Source organism: Winslowiella toletana, from assembly GCF_032164335.1.
In the GTDB taxonomy this organism is placed as follows: Bacteria; Pseudomonadota; Gammaproteobacteria; order Enterobacterales; family Enterobacteriaceae; genus Erwinia; species Erwinia toletana_A.
Genome location: NZ_CP134152.1, coordinates 1,415,821 through 1,437,035, shown reverse-complemented (window position 1 = coordinate 1,437,035; position 21,215 = coordinate 1,415,821). Strand labels below are relative to the sequence as shown.

General features: G+C 53.4%; 21 protein-coding genes. 5 read left to right on the top strand and 16 right to left on the bottom strand.

The window, feature by feature from the left end:
- Positions 1 to 59 precede the first annotated feature (59 nt).
- Genes RIN69_RS06685 through ltnD form a run of 4 tightly spaced genes read right to left on the bottom strand, consistent with a single transcriptional unit; the run spans position 60 to position 3,644 of the window.
- Positions 60 to 845 (bottom strand): HPr family phosphocarrier protein, encoded by a 786-nt coding sequence (locus tag RIN69_RS06685; RefSeq protein ID WP_313856380.1) that lies wholly within the window; start codon positions 843 to 845, stop codon positions 60 to 62.
- A gap of 2 nt (positions 846 to 847) precedes the next feature.
- Positions 848 to 1,471, bottom strand: coding sequence for a 3-oxo-tetronate 4-phosphate decarboxylase (gene otnC, locus RIN69_RS06680; protein ID WP_313856379.1), 624 nt, complete (start codon positions 1,469 to 1,471; stop codon positions 848 to 850).
- Positions 1,468 to 2,730, bottom strand: coding sequence for a 3-oxo-tetronate kinase (otnK, locus tag RIN69_RS06675; RefSeq protein WP_313856378.1), 1,263 nt, complete (start codon positions 2,728 to 2,730; stop codon positions 1,468 to 1,470). The genes otnC and otnK overlap by 4 nt, the downstream gene beginning before the upstream one ends.
- Positions 2,730 to 3,644, bottom strand: a complete 915-nt coding sequence (gene ltnD / locus RIN69_RS06670; protein ID WP_313856377.1) for an L-threonate dehydrogenase — start codon at positions 3,642 to 3,644, stop codon at positions 2,730 to 2,732. Before ltnD ends, otnK begins: the two co-directional genes overlap by 1 nt.
- A gap of 323 nt (positions 3,645 to 3,967) precedes the next feature.
- On the opposite strand from ltnD, the gene ygbI reads away from it, so the two are divergent.
- The 3 genes from ygbI to RIN69_RS06655 all read left to right on the top strand — a co-directional run bounded on the left by ygbI (position 3,968) and on the right by RIN69_RS06655 (position 5,771).
- The gene (gene ygbI, locus RIN69_RS06665; protein WP_313856376.1) at positions 3,968 to 4,729 is read left to right on the top strand and encodes a DNA-binding transcriptional repressor YgbI; all 762 of its coding nucleotides are present in this window, start codon (positions 3,968 to 3,970) and stop codon (positions 4,727 to 4,729) included.
- A gap of 157 nt (positions 4,730 to 4,886) precedes the next feature.
- Positions 4,887 to 5,132, top strand: coding sequence for a hypothetical protein (locus RIN69_RS06660; protein WP_313856374.1), 246 nt, complete (start codon positions 4,887 to 4,889; stop codon positions 5,130 to 5,132).
- 63 nt (positions 5,133 to 5,195) lie between these two features.
- A complete protein-coding gene (locus RIN69_RS06655; RefSeq protein ID WP_313856373.1) occupies positions 5,196 to 5,771 on the top strand; it encodes a DUF1349 domain-containing protein in 576 nt (191 codons plus the stop codon).
- Positions 5,772 to 5,860: 89 nt separating this feature from the next.
- On the opposite strand, the gene gntT is transcribed toward RIN69_RS06655, so the two are convergent.
- Positions 5,861 to 7,177, bottom strand: coding sequence for a gluconate transporter (gene gntT, locus RIN69_RS06650; protein WP_313856371.1), 1,317 nt, complete (start codon positions 7,175 to 7,177; stop codon positions 5,861 to 5,863).
- Positions 7,178 to 7,493: 316 nt separating this feature from the next.
- Between gntT and RIN69_RS06645 the strand changes: the two genes are divergently transcribed.
- Positions 7,494 to 8,627 carry an iron-containing alcohol dehydrogenase gene (locus RIN69_RS06645; protein ID WP_313856370.1) on the top strand — a complete coding sequence of 378 codons (1,134 nt, stop codon included), beginning with the start codon at positions 7,494 to 7,496 and terminating at the stop codon, positions 8,625 to 8,627.
- Positions 8,628 to 8,767: 140 nt separating this feature from the next.
- Here RIN69_RS06645 and RIN69_RS06640 read toward each other — a convergent pair whose 3' ends face one another.
- The 5 genes from RIN69_RS06640 to RIN69_RS06620 are packed head-to-tail and all read right to left on the bottom strand — an operon-like array spanning position 8,768 to position 13,679.
- On the bottom strand, positions 8,768 to 10,210 hold the full coding sequence (locus tag RIN69_RS06640) for a 6-phospho-beta-glucosidase (RefSeq protein ID WP_313856369.1): 1,443 nt from the start codon (positions 10,208 to 10,210) through the stop codon (positions 8,768 to 8,770).
- A gap of 51 nt (positions 10,211 to 10,261) precedes the next feature.
- On the bottom strand, positions 10,262 to 11,698 hold the full coding sequence (locus RIN69_RS06635) for a glycoside hydrolase family 1 protein (protein ID WP_313856368.1): 1,437 nt from the start codon (positions 11,696 to 11,698) through the stop codon (positions 10,262 to 10,264).
- An 18-nt stretch (positions 11,699 to 11,716) separates the two neighbouring features.
- Positions 11,717 to 12,040 (bottom strand): PTS lactose/cellobiose transporter subunit IIA, encoded by a 324-nt coding sequence (locus tag RIN69_RS06630; protein WP_052899785.1) that lies wholly within the window; start codon positions 12,038 to 12,040, stop codon positions 11,717 to 11,719.
- The gene (locus RIN69_RS06625; RefSeq protein WP_313856367.1) at positions 12,040 to 13,359 is read right to left on the bottom strand and encodes a PTS sugar transporter subunit IIC; all 1,320 of its coding nucleotides are present in this window, start codon (positions 13,357 to 13,359) and stop codon (positions 12,040 to 12,042) included. Before RIN69_RS06625 ends, RIN69_RS06630 begins: the two co-directional genes overlap by 1 nt.
- Before the next feature lie 2 nt (positions 13,360 to 13,361).
- Complete coding sequence (locus RIN69_RS06620; protein ID WP_313856366.1) at positions 13,362 to 13,679, bottom strand: PTS sugar transporter subunit IIB; 318 nt, start codon at positions 13,677 to 13,679, stop codon at positions 13,362 to 13,364.
- 305 nt (positions 13,680 to 13,984) lie between these two features.
- Here RIN69_RS06620 and RIN69_RS06615 point away from each other — a divergent pair, with 305 nt between their 5' ends.
- A complete protein-coding gene (locus tag RIN69_RS06615) occupies positions 13,985 to 15,028 on the top strand; it encodes a LacI family DNA-binding transcriptional regulator (RefSeq protein ID WP_313856365.1) in 1,044 nt (347 codons plus the stop codon).
- On the opposite strand, the gene arnF is transcribed toward RIN69_RS06615, so the two are convergent.
- From arnF to arnC, 6 genes are read right to left on the bottom strand one after another with little or no spacing between them, the layout of a single operon-like run.
- Positions 14,976 to 15,365, bottom strand: coding sequence for a 4-amino-4-deoxy-L-arabinose-phosphoundecaprenol flippase subunit ArnF (gene arnF, locus RIN69_RS06610; protein WP_313857625.1), 390 nt, complete (start codon positions 15,363 to 15,365; stop codon positions 14,976 to 14,978). The two genes, RIN69_RS06615 and arnF, sit on opposite strands and share 53 nt — an antisense overlap.
- Positions 15,365 to 15,700, bottom strand: a complete 336-nt coding sequence (gene arnE, locus RIN69_RS06605) for a 4-amino-4-deoxy-L-arabinose-phosphoundecaprenol flippase subunit ArnE (RefSeq protein WP_313856364.1) — start codon at positions 15,698 to 15,700, stop codon at positions 15,365 to 15,367. The genes arnF and arnE overlap by 1 nt, the downstream gene beginning before the upstream one ends.
- Positions 15,697 to 17,358: a lipid IV(A) 4-amino-4-deoxy-L-arabinosyltransferase gene (gene arnT / locus RIN69_RS06600; protein WP_313856363.1), complete on the bottom strand. Its 1,662-nt coding sequence runs from the start codon at positions 17,356 to 17,358 to the stop codon at positions 15,697 to 15,699. The genes arnE and arnT overlap by 4 nt, the downstream gene beginning before the upstream one ends.
- 7 nt (positions 17,359 to 17,365) lie before the next feature.
- Positions 17,366 to 18,259, bottom strand: a complete 894-nt coding sequence (arnD, locus tag RIN69_RS06595) for a 4-deoxy-4-formamido-L-arabinose-phosphoundecaprenol deformylase (protein ID WP_313856361.1) — start codon at positions 18,257 to 18,259, stop codon at positions 17,366 to 17,368.
- On the bottom strand, positions 18,259 to 20,238 hold the full coding sequence (arnA, locus tag RIN69_RS06590) for a bifunctional UDP-4-amino-4-deoxy-L-arabinose formyltransferase/UDP-glucuronic acid oxidase ArnA (protein WP_313856360.1): 1,980 nt from the start codon (positions 20,236 to 20,238) through the stop codon (positions 18,259 to 18,261). The genes arnD and arnA overlap by 1 nt, the downstream gene beginning before the upstream one ends.
- Entirely contained in the window at positions 20,238 to 21,215 is a 978-nt protein-coding gene (gene arnC / locus RIN69_RS06585; RefSeq protein ID WP_313856359.1) for an undecaprenyl-phosphate 4-deoxy-4-formamido-L-arabinose transferase, read from the bottom strand. Before arnC ends, arnA begins: the two co-directional genes overlap by 1 nt.

Below are 21,215 nucleotides of genomic sequence, written 5' to 3'. Positions count from 1 at the left end.
TTGGCACAGTAAGTCTGCTGCCGGAGGCAGCGCGCCCGGCACAATAACGATTTCAGCCGTTATTTCAGCGAACGCCAGTTGGCAAACCAGCCAAGTCCATCAAGCGTCGCGCCACGCGGAAAATACTCGCAGCCAATCCAGCCGGAATACCCGACCTCATCCAGCAACTGAAACAGCCACGGATAATTGATCTCGCCTTCATCCGGTTCATGACGATCCGGAGCCGAGGCGATCTGAATATGCTGATAGCATCCGGCGTACTGACGGATTAAATGGCTCAGGTTGCCGTCGACCAGTTGCGCATGGAACAAATCGAGTTGGGTAAACACGTTGTCACGGTCAATGCGTTTCACCATCTCCAGTGTCTGATACTGACTGGCATAGAGATAATGTGGCTTGGTCACTGGATTCAGCGCCTCAATCAGCAGGCGAATATTGTGTGGAGCGAAACGCTCGGCGGCGTAACGCATATTGTTAATAAACGCCTGGCAGTATGCTTCACGATCGGCCCCTTCCGGCAGCGTCGCCGCCATCACATGCACCTGCGGGCAGTTAAGCGCAATGGCATACTCCAGCGCATTGTCGATATCACGCTGCGCCTGCTGCTCACGTCCGGGAATGGCCGCCACACCCCACTCACCCGCTGTCACATTACCTGGCGCGGTATTAAACAGCACCAGTTGCAACTGATTTTGTTGCAGTCGACTTTTTAGTACCTCAGCCGGATAGTCATAGGGAAACAGAAACTCGACCGCCTGAAATCCTGCTGCCGCCGCAGCATCAAACCGTTCGAGAAACGGCAGTTCGGTAAACATGGTCGATAAATTGGCTGCAAACTTTGGCATAATTAACTCCTTAACTCTGCCACTTCATCATCGCTGAGATAACGAATCGGTCGATCGCCGAGGGTGAAAATCAAACGAGCGGTCTCTTCCAGCTCTTCAGTATTGTCTGCCGCTTCACGCAGACTTTTGCCAACAACCACCGGTCCGTGATTAGCCAGCAGAAACGCGTTGTAGTGCGGCGCCAGCTCGGCCAAATCCTCACCGAGGCGTGCATCGCCCGGGCGATAATAAGGCACGACCGGCACATCACCGACGCGCATTACCACATAAGGCGTAAAGGGTTTAATGCAGTTTTTACTGTCCAGCCCTTGCAGGCATGACAGCGCGGTCAGATACAGGCTGTGCAAGTGCACCACCGCTTTACATCCTGGTTTGTTCAGATAGATAGCCCGATGGAAACTGATCTCTTTCGACGGTTTATCGCCGGAAAGCCACTCCCCTTCCAGCGTCACTTTTGACAGGGTGTCCGGATTAAGATCGCCGAGGCATGAGCCGGTAGGCGTCGCCAGTAAGCTGCCATCCTCCAGCAGCATCGACAGATTTCCGGCTGAACCGGTGGCATAGCCACGCTGGAAGAAAGATGCGCCCAGTTTTACCATCTCTTCGCGAGCTTGTTGTTCGGTCATCGTGGAAACTCCGTTTGTGCGCGGGCAAAGAAATTCTCATCACCAAAGTTGCCAGACTTCAGCGCCAGCGAGAGTGGCTGCCCGGTATCCCGCACCCAGGGTACTCCCGGCGAAATCGCCGGACCGATATGAAATGCACTGACGCCCAGCGTCTGCGCCACCACCCCGGACGTTTCGCCGCCCGCGACAATAAAGCGCTGGAAACCTCGCGCCTTCAGCTCACGCACGACGGCGGCGAAACAGTGCTCTACCGCCTCGCTACTGCGTGCAGCGCCGTACTGCGACTGAATCTGTTGCAACTGCTGCGCATCCGAAGTGGCAAACAGCAGCGGCGCCAGCTCGCCGTCGGCGTTCTGCTCTACCCAGTCAGACAGCTGCAAGGCATAACCTTGCGAATCGTCAAGGCAGCGCTCAACCTCGACCACTTTAGCCGGAGCCTGCTGGCGATAGACCGCTACCTGTCGATTGGTCATCGTCGAGCAGGATCCTGAAATCACGACCGCGCGCTCGCCCTGTGGTGCCCCCGCCGCTTCGGCTTGTTGCCGATCGCCGCCGCCAGAAGCCAGCTGCCGCGCCAGGCCAATCGCCAGACCGGAACCACCGGTCACCAGCTTCATCTCCTTCAGCGCCGCTCCCTGAGTGAGCAGATGCTGTTCATTCAGCGCATCCAGCACCACATAGCGCACCGCTTCGGCTTTCAGCGCAGCCAGCCGCGCCTGTACTGCCTCTGGCCCCTGATCAATCACCGCGCTGGCAATCAGCCCGGCTTTTCCTCGCGCCTGACTTTCCATCAGACGCATCAGGTTGCTGTCGGTCATTGGCGTCACCGGATGATGGCGCATGCCGGACTCGGACAGCAGCGTATCCATCACAAACAGGTAGCCCTGATAAACGGTACGACCGTTAACCGGTAGCGCCGGTGAGATAATGGTTTGCGGTTCATCCAGCGCATCCAGCAGCGCATCGGTGACCGGGCCAATATTTCCCTGCGCGGTGCTGTCAAAGGTGGAGCAATATTTGAAATAAAAGCGCTCGCAGCCCTGCTGTTGCAGCCAGCGCAGCGCCGCCAGTGAATCACTGACCGCCTGCTCTGACGGACAGGATCGCGATTTCAGGCTGACCACAATCGCGTCGGTGCCAAAACGCTCATCGCCCGACGGCACGCCATTCAGCTGTACCGTCGACATGCCGTTTTGTACCAGAAAACTGGCGATATCCGTGGCACCGGTAAAGTCGTCGGCAATCACACCCAGGCGCATTATGGTTGCTCCTTCTTTTCCGGCAGCGTAATGCCGCTAAAAATTTTGATTACCGCGCTGTCATCCTGCTTGCCAAAGCCGGCGTTACTGGCAGAAGTAAACATATTGAACGCCGTTGAGGCCAGCGGTAATGGGAAGTGCAGCGCTTTTGCGGTGTCCGCCACCAGACCCAGATCTTTTACAAAAATATCCACCGCAGACTTGGGCGAGTAGTCGCCATCCACCACGTGGCGCATGCGGTTTTCAAACATCCACGAGTTACCTGCCGCATTGGTTACCACGTCATACATGGTATCCAGTGGGATACCGGCACGCGCCGCCAGCGCCATCGCTTCCGCTCCGGCGGCAATATGCACGCCGGCCAGCAGCTGATGGATAATTTTGACGGTAGAACCGAGGCCTATTTCACTGCCGATGCGATAGACCTTGCTGGCCACCGCATCCAGCACCGGTTGCAGGATGGCAAAGGCCCGATCGCTGCCGGAAGCCATCACCGTCATTTCGCCCAGCGCGGCTTTGGCGGCTCCACCCGATACCGGCGCATCCAGCATCAGCAGTTGATGCTGCGCCAGCTGCTGCTCAATCAACTGAGCATCCTGCGAGGAGATGGTTGAAGAGACCATCACTACCGTGCCAGCTTTCAGTTTGCTGGCGATGCCGCGCTCACCAAACAGGATGCCTTTCACCTGCTGCGCATTGACCACCAGCAGCAGCACCGCGTCCAGCTGGCTGGCAAAGGCATCAGCACTGCTTTCAGCAGCCTGTGCGCCGCTTTGACGCAGCGTTTCCAGCGCCTGCGGATTGAGGTCGACGCCAAAGGTATTCAGACCAGCCTTAATGCAGGACTGCGCCGCCCCCATGCCCATTGAACCCAGGCCAATCACGCCGACGTTAAATGCTGATGTCTGTGCCATAACTTCCTCGTGTTAATTTTGGTGATAATTTGTTTTGTTGTGTTAAGTATAAGCACTCTGCGGCGGCTTTCACGTGATGAATCTCACAATTATTAACGTCCACCACGGCGGGTTTTAACACTAATTAACAAGAGCAAGGCGGGTATATGAATAACTTATGATTAAAAACAATGAGTTAATTTGTATACCATGTACCTCGCTGGTGATGAATTTTTGATCGGCTGCCAAATGAATGCGCCAGAATGTGAAAAAATGATAAAAACGCCGCAACGCCAGCGCTATACTGAAAATAACAGGTCAGGGTCTGTCAGAAAGGAGTAGTCATGATCCCGGTACAACGTCATCAACAAATTTTAGCGCTGATAGCAGAGCGCGGCGTCATTAGCATTAATGAGCTGACAGAGCGCCTGGGGGTTTCCCATATGACCATCCGGCGTGACGTGCAGAAGCTGGAGGAGCAAGGTGCACTGCTGTCAGTCTCCGGCGGGGTGCGCTCTACAGAGCGACTGGCGGCAGAGCCTTCGCACCTGGACAAAACCGCCATGTTCAGTGAGGAAAAATTCGTTATCGGCCAGAGCGCCGCACAACATATTCCACGCAATAGCTGTATCTATCTGGATGCCGGAACCACCACGCTGGCACTGGCGCGTGAACTGGCTGGTCGTGACGATCTGTTAATCGTCACCAATGACTTTGTGATCGCCAATTTTATTATTGAGTCCACCCAATGCCGGATGATTCACACTGGCGGTAGCTTATGTCGTGAAAACCGCTCCTGCGTTGGCGAGGCAGCGGCGCGCGCACTGCAAAACCTGTCAATTGATATCGCCTTTATCTCAGCGTCCTGCTGGGGACAGCGCGGCATTTTTACGCCGGATGAAGATAAAGTGATGGTGAAGCGGATGGTCGCCGAAGTCAGCAGCAAGCGCGTATTGCTGAGCGACAGCTCAAAATACAATAAAATTGCGACCTTCCTGGCGCTTCCACTGGATAATTTTGATGCGATAATCACTGACAGCAAACTGCCTTCCAGTGCGCAGCAAACGCTGGCATCAGCCGCGCCGGAGCTGATTGTGGCTCGCTGAAAAAGAATATTGCGAGCGCGATCACGAGACTGCCGTCTCTTCCCTGCTGCCGCTTCGCCGTTCCTTGTCTGAGCAACTAAACTTAATCACGTTGGCCTGGGCCGTTTAATGCCCTCACTTGTTATAAGTTCAAATCAGCAGGTAACAAGGAGATAAGATGAGCACGATTAATACCCGTATGGGCAGGTACAGTTTAAAGGCTCGCGATGTGGGCAATCATATCCGCGGCACCATTGCGATTAATGATGAAGGCGGTACTCCTCTCACTATGCAAGATTTTGATGAGCACTACCTGGATGATGTGATTAACAATGTCATCTATCCGCTAACCGGTGGCAATCGTGATATCACCAGACAGCTACGCGAACAAATGGTGAAAGCGGGCTTTGAACAGCCGCATTAAGCCTGTTATTTTCGGGCCGCCGCAGTGTGGCCCGGATGTTTTCTGCAGCTTACAGAGGATCTGATGCATAACGATTTCAACTGGCTCAACGAACCGCCGCAATGGTCGGTTAATGACGATTCACTGCATGTTGTCACGGCCGATAACAGTGATTTCTGGCGAGAAACCTGGTATGGCTTTACCCGCCACTCGGGCCACTTTTATTACCGTGAGGTTAGCGAGGATTTTACCTTTCAGGTTAAGGTCAATGCGGAGTTCTCCGCACTATACGATCAGGCTGGAATTATGATCGCCATTGATGAACAGCAGTGGCTTAAATCCGGCATTGAATTTAGCGATGGCCAACCGATGATGGGCAGCGTATTAACTGTTGGGCACTCTGACTGGGCAACCGGGGTGTTTCCCGCTGATGCCGCACAGTTCTGGATGCGAATCACTTTAAAAAATGGCTGTTTGCGGCTGCAATATTCTGCGGATGGCATCAGCTGGCCGCTACTGAGGTTATGCCGCTTCCCGCAAGCCAGCCACTACCGCATTGGCGTAATGTGCTGCACTCCGGAGCGCGCGGGTCTGAGCGTGATATTTAGCGAGATCAATCTGACGCCAGCGCTGGATTTGGATCTGCATGATTTAAGCTAAAATGAAAAAACGCCGCCCCGGTGTTATTTCTGTCTCAGGGGCGGCGTCTGGCAATTAACTGACGACACGGCTAACAGTTGAACGGCCGATTAAATCACATTCGACAGCAGCAGACAGCCCACCAGTCCACACACCGAAATAATCGTTTCCAGCACTGACCATGAACGAATAGTCTCGCCAATCGTCAGATTAAAGTACTCCTTAAACAGCCAGAAACCTGGGTCATTAACGTGAGAGAAAATCACGCTACCGGAACCGACCGCAATCACCATCAGCTCCGGGCTGGCGCCACTGGTAATAATCAGCGGGGCAACAATTCCCCCGGCGGTGATGGCCGCAACGGTAGCTGAACCGAGCGCAATACGCAGCACCGCTGCAATCGTCCATGCCATCAGAATCGGCGACAGGTTGCTGGCATGCATCATGTTGGCAATGTAGGTGTCGACGCCACTGTCCACCAGCACTTGTTTAAACGCGCCGCCACCGCCGATAATCAGCAGCATCATCGCGATGATCTTAATCGAATCACTGATGGTGCCCATCACTTCATCGATACTGCGACCGCGATTGAGACCAAAGGTAAAGATAGCGATCAGCACGGCGATCAGCGTCGCCATAATCGGATCACCTAAAAACTCGGCGTAAGGCAGAATCACATGGCCTTTTGGCAGCACCATTTCAGCCACCGCACGCAGTGCCATCAGAATCACCGGCACCAGTGAAGTCCAGACGCTGACGCCAAAGCCAGGCATCTCCGCTTCGGTAAAGGTTTTCGGGTTATACAGCCCTTTTGGAATCGGTTTATCGATACCTTTCAGGAAGCGCGCATAAACCGGGCCGGCCAGTATTACCGTCGGAATAGCCAGCAGGGTGCCAAACAGCAGGGTTTTACCCATATCGGCGTTAAACAGCGTGGCAATCGCGGTTGGGCCAGGATGCGGTGGCAGAAAACCGTGAGTGACAGACAGCGCAGCTGCCATCGGTACACCGACATACAGTAACGGCACGCGGGCAGAAGCGGCGATGGAGAACACCAGCGGTAGCAGCAGGACAAAGCCCACCTCATAAAACAGCGCGAAACCAACGGTAAAACCGGTCAGTACCACCGCCCACTGAATATGTTTTTCACCAAACTTATCGATCAGCGTGGTGGCAATACGCTGAGCGCCACCGCAATCTGCCAGCAGCTTACCCAGCATGGCACCGAAGCCCATAATCAGCGCCAGGCTCCCTAAGGTGCCACCAACGCCGGCTTTAATTGAGCCGATCACTTTATCAACGGGCATACCCTGCATAATACCGACCGCCAGGGCGACCAGAATCAGCGCGATAAATCCATTCAGTTTGAAGCGAATCATCAGCAGCAGCAGTAATGCTACCCCGATCGCAACGATGACTAATGGCATAAATTCTTCTCCGGTGCATGCAGATTATCAGCAGGTTGATAGCCGCATATTTATCATTATTCCCAATCTCCGGCCTGACCGTATCAGGCAGGATTGGGTGGATTTTCAGGTCATACATCAGGCGCATCCGGCCTGTTACCGATAACATGTTAGCGGTAACATCCGCTCACAGTAATCCCTGACGCAGGCTGAATTACCATTTTGGGAGCATGATCAAAGTTTTGAAATAAGGTCATTAACCGATTTTTCATTCCCGGCCTGGCCATCACAGGTAAACTGTCGGCTTACCTGTGATAAGAAAAAGTTGAGAGAACCGATGAATATCAGTCAGATGATTTCCAACCGGCAGACCTTTTTCGGTAACGGAAGTCTGCGAGAGCTAATACCGCTGCTTGAGGCTTCCCCACTGCCTACCCTGTTGTTTTGCGGACGCTCCTTTTTGCAGGGCGCGGCTTACGCCCGCATTAAGCAACCACTGGATGGGTTACTGCTCGGCCATGAAATCGTCAGCCATGAAGCCTCACCTGATGAGATTGATTGCTGGGTCGCGCGCTGGCGCGGCAAGGTGTCACGGGTCGTCGCGATTGGCGGCGGCAGCGTACTGGATGCCGCCAAAGCCTTTGCCGCACTGAGTGAACATCCGCTACCGACTTTGCGCTATCTGGAAAAAGTCGGCGACAGCAAACTTAGTGCAAATACGCTGCCGTTGATTGCCATCCCGACCACTGCCGGCACCGGCAGTGAAGTGACGCAAAATGCGGTGGTGACCGATAAAGCGACGATCAAAGTAAAAGCCTCGCTACGCCACCCCAATTTTGTGCCGCAGGTTGCGATTCTTGATCCGCTGCTGCTGAAAGGTGCACCGGACCAGGTACTGGCCTGCTGCGCGATTGATGCCTTCACCCATTTATTTGAAGCTTATCTGTCGGCCAAAGGAAATGCGTTTAGCCGCCAGACCGCCATCAGCGGTATGCAGGCGTTTATCAACGGCTGGCCGGCACTTAATCGCGACGATCGCCTGGGTGACGATGCACGTGAGCAGATGATGATGGCTTCGTGGCTCGGCGGACTGAGCCTGAGTATGGCGGGACTCGGCGTAATTCATGGCATTGCCGGTGAGTTGGGAGCCATTAAGGATTATCATCACGGTGAAGTCTGCGGTCGCCTGCTATTGCCATTTCTGACGCTGCTACATAACAGTCAACATCCACAGCAGCAGCAACTGATGACAGAACTGGCGAGCAAACTGTTTGATAAAGTCAGTGACAGCCCGGCACTCCTGCTGGCGGAGTGGATCAAAGCTCAGGCGATAACGCCATTCTGGCAAACGCCACAGCCGTTAAGTGAAGAGGAACGGCAGTGGATTCTGGCGCGCTCCAACAGTAAAAACTCGCTGGTTGACTATTCACGCGAGCAACAGTACTGGATGCTGCAGCAGGCCTACCCGTAGCAGCGGCGTTCTCACCGCCCGAACCGGGGTTTTGCACCCGACATCGCTTCAGGGCGGGAGCTGAAAACGGCTCCCCTACAATCCAGGAGAGCCGTTCTCGCCGCCCAAGTCAAAGATTTGCCGCAGGCTCAGAGGTTAAATCACAGTTGCTGGCCGTTGCTGGCGATCACTGCTTTATACCAGTCGAAACTTTTCTTGCGGGAACGTGCCAGCGTGCCCGTACCGTCATCATGTTTATCGACATAAATAAAGCCGTAGCGCTTGCTGTACTGCCCGGTGGTAAAGGAGACGCAGTCGATGCAGCCCCACGGCGTATAACCCATCAAATCGACACCGTCTTCAGTCACCGCTTTTTTCATCTGCTCAATATGCGCCTGTAAATAAGCGATGCGGTAATCATCGTTGATGCTGCCGTCGGCCTCAACGCGATCCACCGCGCCAAAACCATTTTCCACAATAAACATCGGCTTCTGATAGCGCTCATAGAATGCATTCAGAGTATAACGCAGGCCAACCGGGTCAATCTGCCAGCCCCACTCTGACGCCTTAACGTGTGGATTCTTCACGCTGCCATTAAAACCGGCAATCGCATCGCCACTGGCGTTATCTTTCGCCGCATACTGCACCGCGTTACTCATGTAGTAGCTGAAACCGAGATAGTCAGCGCAGCCTTCGCTGAGGATTTGACGATCGTCCGCCTCCATCTCAATCTGGTAGCCTTTACGCGCCCACTCACTGAGGATATAAGACGGATAATAACCGCGCAGCTGAACGTCGCCGAACAAATGACGCTCACGCATCGCTTCCTGAGCAAACATCACATCATCCGGATTGCAGGACCACGGATAAAGCGGCACCAGCGCCAGCATGCAGCCAATTTTAAACTCAGGATTGATCTGATGACCCAGTTTGACCACTTTGGCACTGGCAACAAACTGGTGATGCAGCGTCTGATACATCGCCAGCTCAGGATTTGGCTGGTCGGTAAACACCACGCCGGAACAGCAGTAGCCAAACAGCGGATACTGCCAGTTACGCTGATTATTGATTTCGTTAAACGTCATCCAGTATTTCACTTTTGACTGATAACGCTTCATCACCACTTCGCTGTAGCGCACAAAGAAATCAACCACTTTGCGGTTCAGCCAGCCGCCATACTCTTTCACCAGGTGATACGGCATCTCAAAATGCGACAGCGTAATTACCGGCTCAATATTATGCTTCAGCAGCTCATCAAACAGGTCGTCGTAAAACTGTAATCCAGCCTCATTCGGCTGTTGCTCGTCGCCATTGGGAAAAATACGCGTCCAGGCAATTGAGGTACGAAAACACTTAAACCCCATTTCAGCGAACAGCGCGATATCCTGCTTATAGTTCGAGTAAAAATCGACCGCCTGGTGATTTGGATAGCTATAGCCTGGCTGAACGCCGTCAGTAATCACCCGATCAACACCGTGTGCGCCGCCGGAAAGAACATCACAAATACTGACGCCCTTGCCACCTTGATCCCAACCACCTTCAACCTGATGCGCCGCTACCGCGCCGCCCCACAGAAAGTCTTTCGGTAATTGTTGTTCAGACATGTCATATCCTTTTTAAAAACAGATAAATTCGCTGGCGCACGGCCAGCGTGGTTAATAATCCACTGCGCTATCAAGATTCTGCCCGTTGCTGCGGATTACGCGTTGATACCAGGCAAAACTTTTCTTCTTAAAGCGCGCTAAATCTTTCAGATCATGTTCGTCGCGATTAACGTAAATAAAGCCATAACGTTTGCGAATGCCCTGATGCGTACTGACCAGATCGATGGCCGACCACGGGCAGTAGCCAAACAGATCGACGCCATCGGAGATCGCCAGCTGCAGCTGCTGAATATGTTCACTGAGATAGGCAATCCGGTAGTCGTCATGGATTTTATTGCCCGCAGCCAGCTCGTCAAATGCACCGAGGCCATTTTCCGTCACAATCAGTGGCAGATGATAACGATCGTAAATTTCACGAGCGGTAATGCGAAAACCTACCGGATCGATATACCAGTTAAACTGATTTTTCTTCAGATAACGGTTTTCGGTACCGACATACACGGTTTCATCGATGCCCGCCAGCTGCTGATCGACTAACTGAGCAGCGGCATCTTCGTCGCTGTCTGCTGGCAGCCCGGCTCCCACCGTGGCTGAGGCATAATAGTTAAAGGCGATAAAGTCCGGTTTCCCGGCGCGCAGAATAGCCATCTCGGCGTCGGTAATGGTCGGCAGATAGCCCTTCTCCGCCATAAAGCTCCAGGCCACGGCGTTATAGCGTCCATAACAGGCCAGATCGAGATACAGCCAGTTACGTATCGACGTGAAATTATTGGCCGCCAGCACATCTTCCGGACGCGGGCTGGCCGGATAAACGCAGGAAATATTCGGTGCCGGGCCAATTTTCGCCTGCGGCAGCATCTGGTGACAGGCAATCATCGCTTTGGCCTGCGCCAGCATCATATGGTGATTCTGCTGATACAGCGTTTTTTGTGGGTCTGGCGTGCCCGGTGGCAGCGTGCCGATGACATCCCCTTTCAGGATCATCATGTTCTGTTCGTTGATCGTCAGCCAGTAATTGACGCGATCGCCATATAATTCAAACGCGGTTTTGGCGAAATGCTCGAAGGCGTCAATGGTCGCCGGATCGGACCAGCCGCCCTTTTCCTGCAGCGCCCACGGCAGATCAAAATGGTACAGCGTGACCAGCGGTTCAATATCATGCTGACGCAGTGCATCGATCAGCCGATGGTAAAACGCCGCGCCTTCAGCATTCAGCTCACCGCTGCCCTGTGGAAACAGGCGGCTCCAGGCAATTGAAAAGCGATAGGTTTTCAGCCCAAGCTCGGCAAACAGTGCCACATCCTGCTGAAAACGATGATAGTGATCGCTGGTCACGGTAAAATCGGTAATGCTGTCGCTAAAACGGGCTTTATCGATCACCGATGGCCCTTTACCGTCTTCATTCCATGCGCCTTCAACCTGATAAGCTGAGGTCGATGCTCCCCATAAAAATCCTTCAGGAAACGGGGTTAACTGCTGATGTTTCATCGTTTAACTCTCCTGAAATTAAGCAGATTTAAGTGCGGCAATTTCACGGTGCAGCACGATAATCTCTTCTGCCAGCTCGCGACACAGCATGGCGTTCATTAGATGATCCTGCGCATGAACCAGAATTAAATTCACCGGGATCTTGCCGCAGCCTTCATCAGCCCCGATCAGCGCGGTCTGGATCTTATGCGCTTCACGCGCCGCCGCCGAGGCCGCCGTCAGATGTTGATCGGCTGTAGCCCAGTCGTGTTTCCGTGCTGCGCGTAGCGCTTCCATCGATAACGAGCGCGCTTCACCGGCATGAATAATCAGCTCCATTACCGTGGTTTCATCAAGTTCCATTAATGGCTCTCCGCAGTTTGTAAATTCTGTTTCTCTTCCGCTTCGGCTTGGGCCAGCAGCTGGCGCTCATACATTTTGAAGAACGGGTAATAAATCAGGGTCGATACGCCAATCAGTACTGCCACCAGAATTATCGCGCGATAATCCCAGCCGGTTGACCAGGCAGCACCTATCGGCCCCGGCGTGGTCCAGGGTGCCAGCGAAATAACGTGGTTAACTAAATCGGTTCGCGTGGCGACCCAGGCAATGATGGCATTGACCAGCGGCGCGGTGACAAAGGGAATAAACAGCAACGGGTTCATCACCACCGGCGAACCAAAAATAATCGGCTCGTTGATATTAAACATGCTCGGCACCAGCCCCAGCTTACCAATCGAGCGCAGGTGCGGTGCGCGGCTGCGCAAATAGAGGAATACCAGACCCATGGTGGAGCCGGAACCGCCGACCACAATAAAGAACTGCCAGAACGGCTCGATAAAGATTTGGGTAATCGGTTGACCGGCATTCAGCTCCTGCTGATTGATGCCGAGATTGGTCAGCCAGAACGCCTGCAAGATACCGCCGACAATCACCGCGCCATGAATACCAGCGAACCACAGCAAATGGCAAAGCAACACCGCAATCAGAACCGCCGGCAGCGAGTCCGAGGCCGAGATAATCGGCGCAAAGATTGCCATAATCGCCTGTGGCAGCAGCATGCCAAATTCATGCTGAATAAACAGGCTTAGCGGGAACAGCGTCAGAAAGATAGCCAGAATCGGAATCAGCAGATCGAACGACTGGCGGATCTTCGGTGGCACCTGCTCCGGCAATTTGATGCCAATATTATGTTTTTGCAGGAAGTGCATTAATTCAGTGCTGTAAAGCGCCACCAGAATAGCGGTAAAAATACCCTCGCCGCCCAACGATCCGACCGGCAGTGCGCCATTGGTGTGCGGTGCGGCCACGACCAGAAATGACATCAGTGACAGGCAGGCAGCCATAAAACCATTCATTTTATAGCTTAGCGCCAGGTTATAAGAGATAGCCGCGGCGATATACACCGCCATAATGCCCATGGTCATATTGAACGGCATCATGATTTGCTCAGAATAGCTGGCCACCATCCCCAGCCACCACTTGGCAATCGCCCACTGGCTGTCGGCGCTAAAAGGCGGATGGGCAAACAGCAGCATAAAAGAGCCGACAATCAGAAACGGCATCGACGAAATAAATCCGTCTTTAATTGCCGTTACGTGTCGTTGATTTGACAACCGTGCCGCTACCGGACTGATACGATTTTCAATAATGCCAAATAATGATTCACTGAATGCGCCCATTATTATTCTCCGCGTGGGGTGATCAACGCCAGTGCATCATTCAATACCTTTTTACCGTTCATCATACCGTAATCCATGGTATTAATGACCGCCACCGGCTTATGCTTCTCCGCAGCAATCGCCTGAAAATCCGCTAATTTATATTTTATTTGCGGCCCCAACAGGCAGCAGTCCCATGCATCAATCTGGCTGGCAAAGTCATCAAAGCCAACCGCCAGTAACTCTACGTCAATCCCTTGTTCTTTCGCTTCTTTTTCCATTCTTTGCACCAGCATACTGGTAGACATCCCGCCGGCACAGCACAGTAAAATTTTTTTCATCGCTATCTCCCGCCTGTTGTTTAACCTGATTTAGACAAATCAAGCAACAATCTGCAACCGGTTTCATATTACTTTTCACATTTTGTGATTCGGATCGCAGTGGGCAGCAAAGCTTATAAAAAACGCAATAAAATAATAATTGAATATATTTTAATTTCGAACTATTACTTGTTTCAGACATTATTAAACCACGAGCATAACCGCCTGCAAAATTAACCGTATTATTGCGCCGCAACGTTAGCTGCTGCAGATAAAATCGCAATACGTTAAACTGCGCCCGGAGTTTTCATGTTCAGGAATCCAGTATGACGACGATGCTAGATGTGGCGAAAAAGGCTGGCGTCTCTAAGGCGACGGTTTCACGCGTGCTTGCCGGCAATAGCTATGTCAGCAAAACCACCAGGGATCGGGTATTTAAGGCGATTGAAGAGACCGGCTATCGGCCCAATCTGCTGGCGCGTAATCTGGCGACGCGTAAATCGCAAAGTATCGGTCTGGTGGTAACCAACACGCTGTACCATGGCCCCTACTTCAGCGAACTGCTGTTTCAAACCGCCACGCTGACTGAGCAGCATGGTCGTCAGCTGATTCTGGCCGATGGTAAGCACAGCGCGGAAGAGGAACGTCAGGCGATCCAGTTTTTACTCGATCTGCGCTGTGACGCAATCATTATCTATCCGCGCTTTCTCAATCCGGCGGAGCTGGATGCGATTATTGAACAGCATCCGCAGCCGATCATGGTGGTTAACCGCCAGCTCAGCCGCCACCCGGATAACTGTGTGTTTGCCGCGCATCAACAGGATAGCCTGGAGGCGGTCAGCCATCTGATTATACAGGGCCACCGTCAGATCGCCTTTATTCGCGGCATCAGCGGTTCACCAACCAGCGAAAGCCGCTATGCCGGTTATCAGCAGGCGCTGGCAGCACACAATATTGAGTTTGAAGCGGCGCGAGTGATCGAGGGAGCATGGACGCCCGAGAGTGGAAGACTGGCCGCACAGCAGTTGCTGGCGCGCGGCGTCGACTTTTCGGCTCTGGTTGCCGGTAATGACGATATGGCGATTGGCGCTGCCAGAGCCTTTCACCAGGCGGGAATCAGCGTACCGCAGCAGATTTCCCTGCTGGGTTTCGACGATACGCCAACCGCTTCGTTCTTTATTCCGACTTTAACTACCGTGCATGTGCCGGTGGCGGAGATGATCAAAGAGACGCTGAACCGGCTGCTCAACTTACTCGACGGCAAAGCAAATGTTCCGCAGACGCCGTTCAGAGGCAAACTGATGTTACGTGAGTCGGTTATTCCGTTTTCCGACCGCGCTCAGGCCAGCAGATCACCAGCAGGCCGCTGACAATCAACACCACACCGCCCAGCGTCCCCCAGTAAAAAGGTTCATTCAGACCAGGTAAAAACAGCGCGGCTAACCACACCAGAATATAACTCAGACTGAGCAGCGGATAGGCGCGGCTCAGGCTGATATAGTGCAGCGCCACCACCCAGCACAACATTGAGAATCCATAGGCGCTCAGCCCGGCGAGCAGCGCAATTGCCCCGGGGGTGACGGCCAGTAAGGCGTAAAAAAACGCCTGCAGGTCGCTGGCGGGCGGCAAATTCAGCATCGCCCATTTCATACTGAGCTGTGCTGCGCTCACCAACAAAATACTGAGTGCCGCCCACAGATAGCCAATCATGCGTAAATTCCCAAGACCATTACTCCGGCGACAATCAGCATAATCCCCAGGGCGTGACGCAGGCTGATGCGCTCCTGCCACAACCAGCGCGCGGCAAGGGCGATAACAATAAAATTCAGGCTAAGCATCGGATAGGCGACGCTAACCGGCACCTGCTGTAATACCCACAGCCACACCAGCATTGCGCTACCCAGCAGCAGCACACTGAGGCCCAGCCATAACAGCATATGCCGTTTATATCGCACCACGCCGCGGCGGTGAGTGGCCTGTTTCTGACAAAGCTGGCCTGCACAACTGAGCAGGCTGGCAATGGCAATCAGCAGGATATTCATGGTTGCTGATTATATTGATACAAGATGAATCGCCCTTGTTGATAAATATAGTCAGCCGCAGGCAGCGTATTACTGGTTTCGTCTTCACCTCTTGCCAGTAACAAGATCAACGAGACTTTTCCCTGACGGCGATGAATTGCCAGCCAGTCAGCGAATTCGGGGCCATCGACCAGACGGTGGCGCGCATCCGCATACTGCAGGCCATATTTCAGTTCTCCGGCTTCCTCAAAGAAATCGATATCACTGCGCTTCAGTTCCCAGGCAATGCCCGCAGCCACGCCGGGACTGTCAGCCAGAATAAAGCGGCTGTCGCTGATATTCTGACGTACGGCTTGAATAAAGGCCTGCGGCTGCTTCGAATCCTCAACCTGTTGCGGAATCACTGCACCGACCAGCAGTGCAATCCCCAGAGGACAAAGTACCGCTGCCGGCCAGCGTCGCTCAGGGTTTTTCAGCGTGAACGCCCCCACCAGTGCCCAGAATACAAAAGCACTGGCGGCCAGTATTACCTTCAGTAGTTCACTGGTGGCGTACAGTGGATGCCGCGTAACGCTCCACGGGGCCAGCACCAACAGCACCACCAGCGCGCAGATCAGGCCAAACAGCATATTAATCCAGCCATTGGTGCGCAGTACCGCGCTACCCGTGGCAACCAGCTGCATTGCATGGCGCGCCATTAAAATCGCCAGCGGCGCAAAGCAGGGCAGAATATAGGTTGGCAACTTGCCTTTTGCTACGCTGAAAAACAGCAGCGGCATAATAAACCATCCCAGTAAATAGAGGCTGCCGCTATCTTGCTGCCGCTGCTGCCAGCTGCGCCGCAGCGCGCCGGGTAGCAGCGCCAGCCACGGCAGTGTTCCGGCCAGCAGTACCGGCAAGTAATACCAGAATGGCGCTTTATGCTGCGCATTGTCCTCGGCAAAACGCTGAATATGTTCGACCCAGAAGAAATAGTGCCAGAAATCAGGCTCGCGCCGGGCTATCGCCAGTGCCCACGGCAGGGTAATCAGCAGCGCACTAAGTATCGCCAGCGGTCCGAACAGCAGCAGCTCTTTCCAGCGCTTTTGCTGAATCACCCACGGCAGAACGCCAATCACCGGAACCGCCAGCGCCAGAAAACCTTTGGTCATAAAGCCCATGCCGCAGGCCAGTCCCAGCAATATCCAGGCCAGCACTTTTTTACCGGTGCTCTTCGCTTCAACCGCCAGCCAGAAACTGCACATCGCCGCCGCCAGCCACAGGGTGATCATCGGATCCAACACCGCATAGCTGCCAATGGCATAGACTAAAAAGCAGCTGAGGAAAATGATCGCGGCCATCAGTGAAGTTTTACTGTCGCGCCACATTTTCCAGCTCAGCCAGTAAACCATTAATGCCGTCAGCGTGACTGAAAATACCGAGCCGAAACGCACGCCAAAATTACTGGCGCCAAACAGCCACTGACCGAGATTATTAATCCAGTAACCTGCGACCGGCTTTTCGAAATAACGCAGGTCAAAAAAATGCGGCACGACCCAGTCGCCGCTGGCCAACATTTCGCGACTGATTTCAGCGTAGCGTGTTTCATCCGGCTGCCACAGGCTACGAAACTCAATAGGGATCAGGTAATACAATGAAAAAAGCACCAGCAGAAGCCAGCCATTTTTTAACATTTTCATCTTGTCTTCACTCTGATAATTGCTCGCATCCCAGCCATCCTTCCCTGCCATGCAGCGACCCGCGCACCACTTTGCCGGTCGGCAACGTAGAGGTATCCGCAGGAAGTAACTCGCTGAGTGGACAAAATTGAATCCCCTGCTGCTCCGCCATGGTTAAAAGCTCGGCAAACAACTGACGCATCGCAATCCCTTCAACTTCAGCATGGATGGTATACACCGGCGTTCCGCGATGCTGGTTAATTTTATCAATAATAAAGGCGTTATAGTTTTCGGCCGTCACTTCACTACCAATCACTTCATCCCAGGTTGGCAGCGTCACCGGGATCTGTACCGTGCCCAGCGATCCATCCGCCAGCCGTGGTCGGAAAGGCGCGCTGCCGCGGCAGTCGCTGTTATAGTGAAAAGCAAAAGCCTCTTTGGCTTCGATTACCCGCTGATCGGCACGCCAGCCAGCGACCGCTGAACAGCTGACGGCGTCACCGGTAATCTCACATAATGCCTGATACCCACGGTCTATCTGCTGGCTGAGTTGTTGCTCTGACCAGACTCCGGCCCAGGTTTGCCAGGCGAAGTGGTCCCAGGCGTGCAGGCCAACTTCATGCTGCTCAGCGGCCGCGCGAATCACCTCCGGCAACCCCTGACCAATATTACGCCCCGGCCACGCGGTGCCCGCCAGCAAAATATCCCAGCCGTACAGCGAGGCGGCATTGGAGCGCAGCATCTTCCAGAAGAATTTCGGTTTCAGCAGGCGCCAAAGATGGCGCCCCATGTTGTCCGGCCCGACACTAAAGAAAAATGTTGCTGTGGTGTGGTGCGCGCTAAGCATTTCCAGTAAGGCAGGAACGCCGTCGCGCGTTCCGCGCCAGGTATCAACATCAATCCGCAAACCGACTTTTTTCATTAACTCCCTTCCACCGGATCAACGGTTTTCAGGAAGAAATCCAGCGTGTCATCAATGGTTTTTTCCATTCCAACTTCTGGCGTCCAGTTCAGCAGGCGACGCGCGTTGCGAATGCTGGGCTTGCGGTGCTCAACATCCTGATAGCCCTTACCGTAATAACTGCTGCTTTCCACTTCGCGGAAGCCAGCAAACGGCGGGAACTGATCGCGCAGCGGATGACGCTCAAAACTCGCCAGCAGCTGCTCTGCCAGCTGTTTGATACTGGCTTCATTTTCCGGATTACCAATATTGATAATCTGGCCGTCGCAATTATTGTTTTTATTTTCAATAATGCGGAACAGAGCCTCAACGCCGTCAGCAATGTCGGTAAAGCAGCGTTTCTGCTGGCCGCCATCGATCAGTTTAATCGGCGAGCCTTCCACCAGGTTCAGAATCAGCTGGGTAATCGCCCTTGAGCTGCCGATACGCGCCGCATTCAGGTTATCCAGTCGTGGCCCCATCCAGTTGAAAGGTCGGAACAGGGTGAAGCGCAGTCCCTCTTTCTCGCCGTAAGCCCACAGCACGCGATCCAGCAACTGTTTCGATACCGAATAGATCCAGCGCTGTTTATTGATTGGCCCGACGATCAGATTCGAGTGATCCTCATCAAACACCGGGTCGCTACACATGCCATACACTTCCGAGGTTGACGGGAAGATTATCCGTTTTTTATATTTCACACAGTCGCGGATAATTTTCAGGTTCTCTTCGAAATCCAGTTCGAATACTCGCAGCGGATTACGGGTATATTCAATCGGTGTGGCAATTGCCACCAGCGGCAGAATGACATCACATTTTTTAATGTGATATTCAATCCACTCGGAGTGAATACTGATATCCCCTTCGACAAAATGGAAACGCGGGTTAGTCATAAAACGGCTGATGGCATCCGAGCTGATATCGAGGCCAAAAATTTCGAAGTTATCATCCTGCAACAAACGTTCGGTCAGGTGATTACCAATAAAGCCATTCACACCAAGAATTAATACCCGGGTGCGGCGTTTAACTGCGGCGTGCGGCAGGTTGTTTAATAATGCGCCGGGAACCAGGCCCAGCGTCTGGGCCAGCTGCGACCCCTGCATATACACGCCGTTTTCGCTCTGGCCGGTCAGCACTTCCAGTGCTTCACTGCCACAGGCGATAATCAGTGGCTGCGTCGACAGCACAGTACCGGGTTTTGCCGCTGGCATCTCGCTGTGTACGCGAGTTTTCCAGAGGGTAAATTTACTGGCTCCGACATAGCTGAATGCCCCAGGCCAGGGATCGGTCACCGCACGCACCAGATTGTGGATCACCGCTGCGGGTTGATCCCATTGAACACGGCCATCTTCCGGCGTTCTGCGGCCAAAATAGCGTGCTTTACTGTTGTCCTGCGGCTGTTCAGTGAAATCACCGGTTAAAATCCGCGGCAGAATATCGCTTAACAGGTCGGCGGCGGTCTGATTAAGTTTGCCATGCAGGGTGCGGGCATTATCTTCCGCGCTGATTGCTACCCGCTGTTGGGCAACAATCGCCCCGGCATCAGCACGCGCAACCATGCGATGCAGCGTGACGCCAGTTTCTGTTTCGCCGTTGACCAGCGCCCAGTTAAGCGGTGCACGTCCGCGGTAGTCAGGCAGCAAGGAGCCGTGAAGATTAAAAGCCCCCTGCTTCGCACAGTTAATAATCTCGTCACACAGCATATTGCGATAGTAAAAAGAGAAGATAACCTCAGGCTCGCTGCTTTTAATCCGGTCTACCCACAGCGGATGATTAATATCTTCTGGTGCAAATACCGGAATACCCTGCTCAGCAGCGGTGCGCGCTACCGAGGCAAAAAACTGATTCTCACCCACCGCATCAGCATGCGTATAGATAGCGGTAATGTCATAACCCGCGTTGACCAGCGCATTGATACCAACGCACCCCATATCGTGATAAGCAAAGACGACGGCTTTCATTATTGATTGTCCTGTGCAGAAGAAGATGGTGAGTGTTTAACTACGCGCTGGATGAAATAACGCGGGCGGGCACGGACGTCGTTATAGATACGTCCAATATATTCACCGAGTAAGCCCATGCCGACGAACTGCGCGCCAATAAAAATAAACAGAATGGCGAACAGCATAAATACGCCTTCTGCCGCCCACTGCGGTCCAAAAAACAGCCGCAGTACGATCAGCAGCAACGAAATGGCAAAGCCAAATAATGCAATCGCGCTGCCAAATACGCTCAGCATTCGCAGTGGCGTAGTGGTCAGGCAGGTGATCAGGTCGTACATCAAATTAATCAGCTTCATAAAGCTGTATTTTGAGTCGCCAAACTCACGCTCGGCATGTTTAACCGGAATTTCAATCGCCCGACGGGCAAAGGTGTTCGCCAGAATCGGAATAAAGGTGCTGCGCTCGTGGCAATGCAGCATTGCCTCAATAATATGACGGCGGTAAGCGCGCAGCATGCATCCGTAGTCGCCCATCGCTTTACCGGTGGTGCGCTGAATCAGATGATTGATCATGCGCGACGCGCGTTTACGGAACCAGCTGTCCTGGCGGTTTTGCCGCACGGTACCGACTACGTCATAACCCTCTGCCGCCACGCTGACTAAACGCGGAATCTCTTCCGGCGGGTTTTGCAGATCGGCATCCAGCGTAATAATTAAATCACCGCTGACGTGGCTGAAACCGGCCATAATCGCCGAATGCTGGCCATAGTTACGGTTGAGTAATACCGCGACAATATGGCTGTCCGGCTGTTCAGCCGCTGCCGCCATCATCTCCGCCGAATCATCACTGCTGCCGTCATCCACCAGCAAAATTTCATAATCCATGGGCAGCAAGGCGCAGGCAGCAGTGGTGCGCCGGATCAATTCCGGCAGGCACGCCTGCTCGTTAAAGACTGGGATCACTACCGAGACTTTATTAATTGGTTGTTCATTCAT

Bases quoted from the DNA above. Each gene is read 5' to 3' on its own strand.
- ygbI (WP_313856376.1), top strand. From the start codon at position 3,968: ATGATCCCGGTACAACGTCATCAACAAATTTTAGCGCTGATAGCAGAG.
- arnC (WP_313856359.1), bottom strand. From the start codon at position 21,215: ATGAATGAACAACCAATTAATAAAGTCTCGGTAGTGATCCCAGTCTTT.
- arnA (WP_313856360.1), bottom strand. From the start codon at position 20,238: ATGAAAGCCGTCGTCTTTGCTTATCACGATATGGGGTGCGTTGGTATC.
- RIN69_RS06635 (WP_313856368.1), bottom strand. From the start codon at position 11,698: ATGAAACATCAGCAGTTAACCCCGTTTCCTGAAGGATTTTTATGGGGA.
- RIN69_RS06660 (WP_313856374.1), top strand. From the start codon at position 4,887: ATGAGCACGATTAATACCCGTATGGGCAGGTACAGTTTAAAGGCTCGC.
- RIN69_RS06615 (WP_313856365.1), top strand. From the start codon at position 13,985: ATGACGACGATGCTAGATGTGGCGAAAAAGGCTGGCGTCTCTAAGGCG.
- RIN69_RS06620 (WP_313856366.1), bottom strand. From the start codon at position 13,679: ATGAAAAAAATTTTACTGTGCTGTGCCGGCGGGATGTCTACCAGTATG.
- arnT (WP_313856363.1), bottom strand. From the start codon at position 17,358: ATGAAAATGTTAAAAAATGGCTGGCTTCTGCTGGTGCTTTTTTCATTG.
- arnE (WP_313856364.1), bottom strand. From the start codon at position 15,700: ATGAATATCCTGCTGATTGCCATTGCCAGCCTGCTCAGTTGTGCAGGC.
- gntT (WP_313856371.1), bottom strand. From the start codon at position 7,177: ATGCCATTAGTCATCGTTGCGATCGGGGTAGCATTACTGCTGCTGCTG.
- ltnD (WP_313856377.1), bottom strand. From the start codon at position 3,644: ATGGCACAGACATCAGCATTTAACGTCGGCGTGATTGGCCTGGGTTCA.
- otnC (WP_313856379.1), bottom strand. From the start codon at position 1,471: ATGACCGAACAACAAGCTCGCGAAGAGATGGTAAAACTGGGCGCATCT.
- RIN69_RS06655 (WP_313856373.1), top strand. From the start codon at position 5,196: ATGCATAACGATTTCAACTGGCTCAACGAACCGCCGCAATGGTCGGTT.
- RIN69_RS06645 (WP_313856370.1), top strand. From the start codon at position 7,494: ATGAATATCAGTCAGATGATTTCCAACCGGCAGACCTTTTTCGGTAAC.
- otnK (WP_313856378.1), bottom strand. From the start codon at position 2,730: ATGCGCCTGGGTGTGATTGCCGACGACTTTACCGGTGCCACGGATATC.
- RIN69_RS06685 (WP_313856380.1), bottom strand. From the start codon at position 845: ATGCCAAAGTTTGCAGCCAATTTATCGACCATGTTTACCGAACTGCCG.
- arnD (WP_313856361.1), bottom strand. From the start codon at position 18,259: ATGAAAAAAGTCGGTTTGCGGATTGATGTTGATACCTGGCGCGGAACG.
- RIN69_RS06625 (WP_313856367.1), bottom strand. From the start codon at position 13,359: ATGGGCGCATTCAGTGAATCATTATTTGGCATTATTGAAAATCGTATC.
- RIN69_RS06630 (WP_052899785.1), bottom strand. From the start codon at position 12,040: ATGGAACTTGATGAAACCACGGTAATGGAGCTGATTATTCATGCCGGT.
- RIN69_RS06640 (WP_313856369.1), bottom strand. From the start codon at position 10,210: ATGTCTGAACAACAATTACCGAAAGACTTTCTGTGGGGCGGCGCGGTA.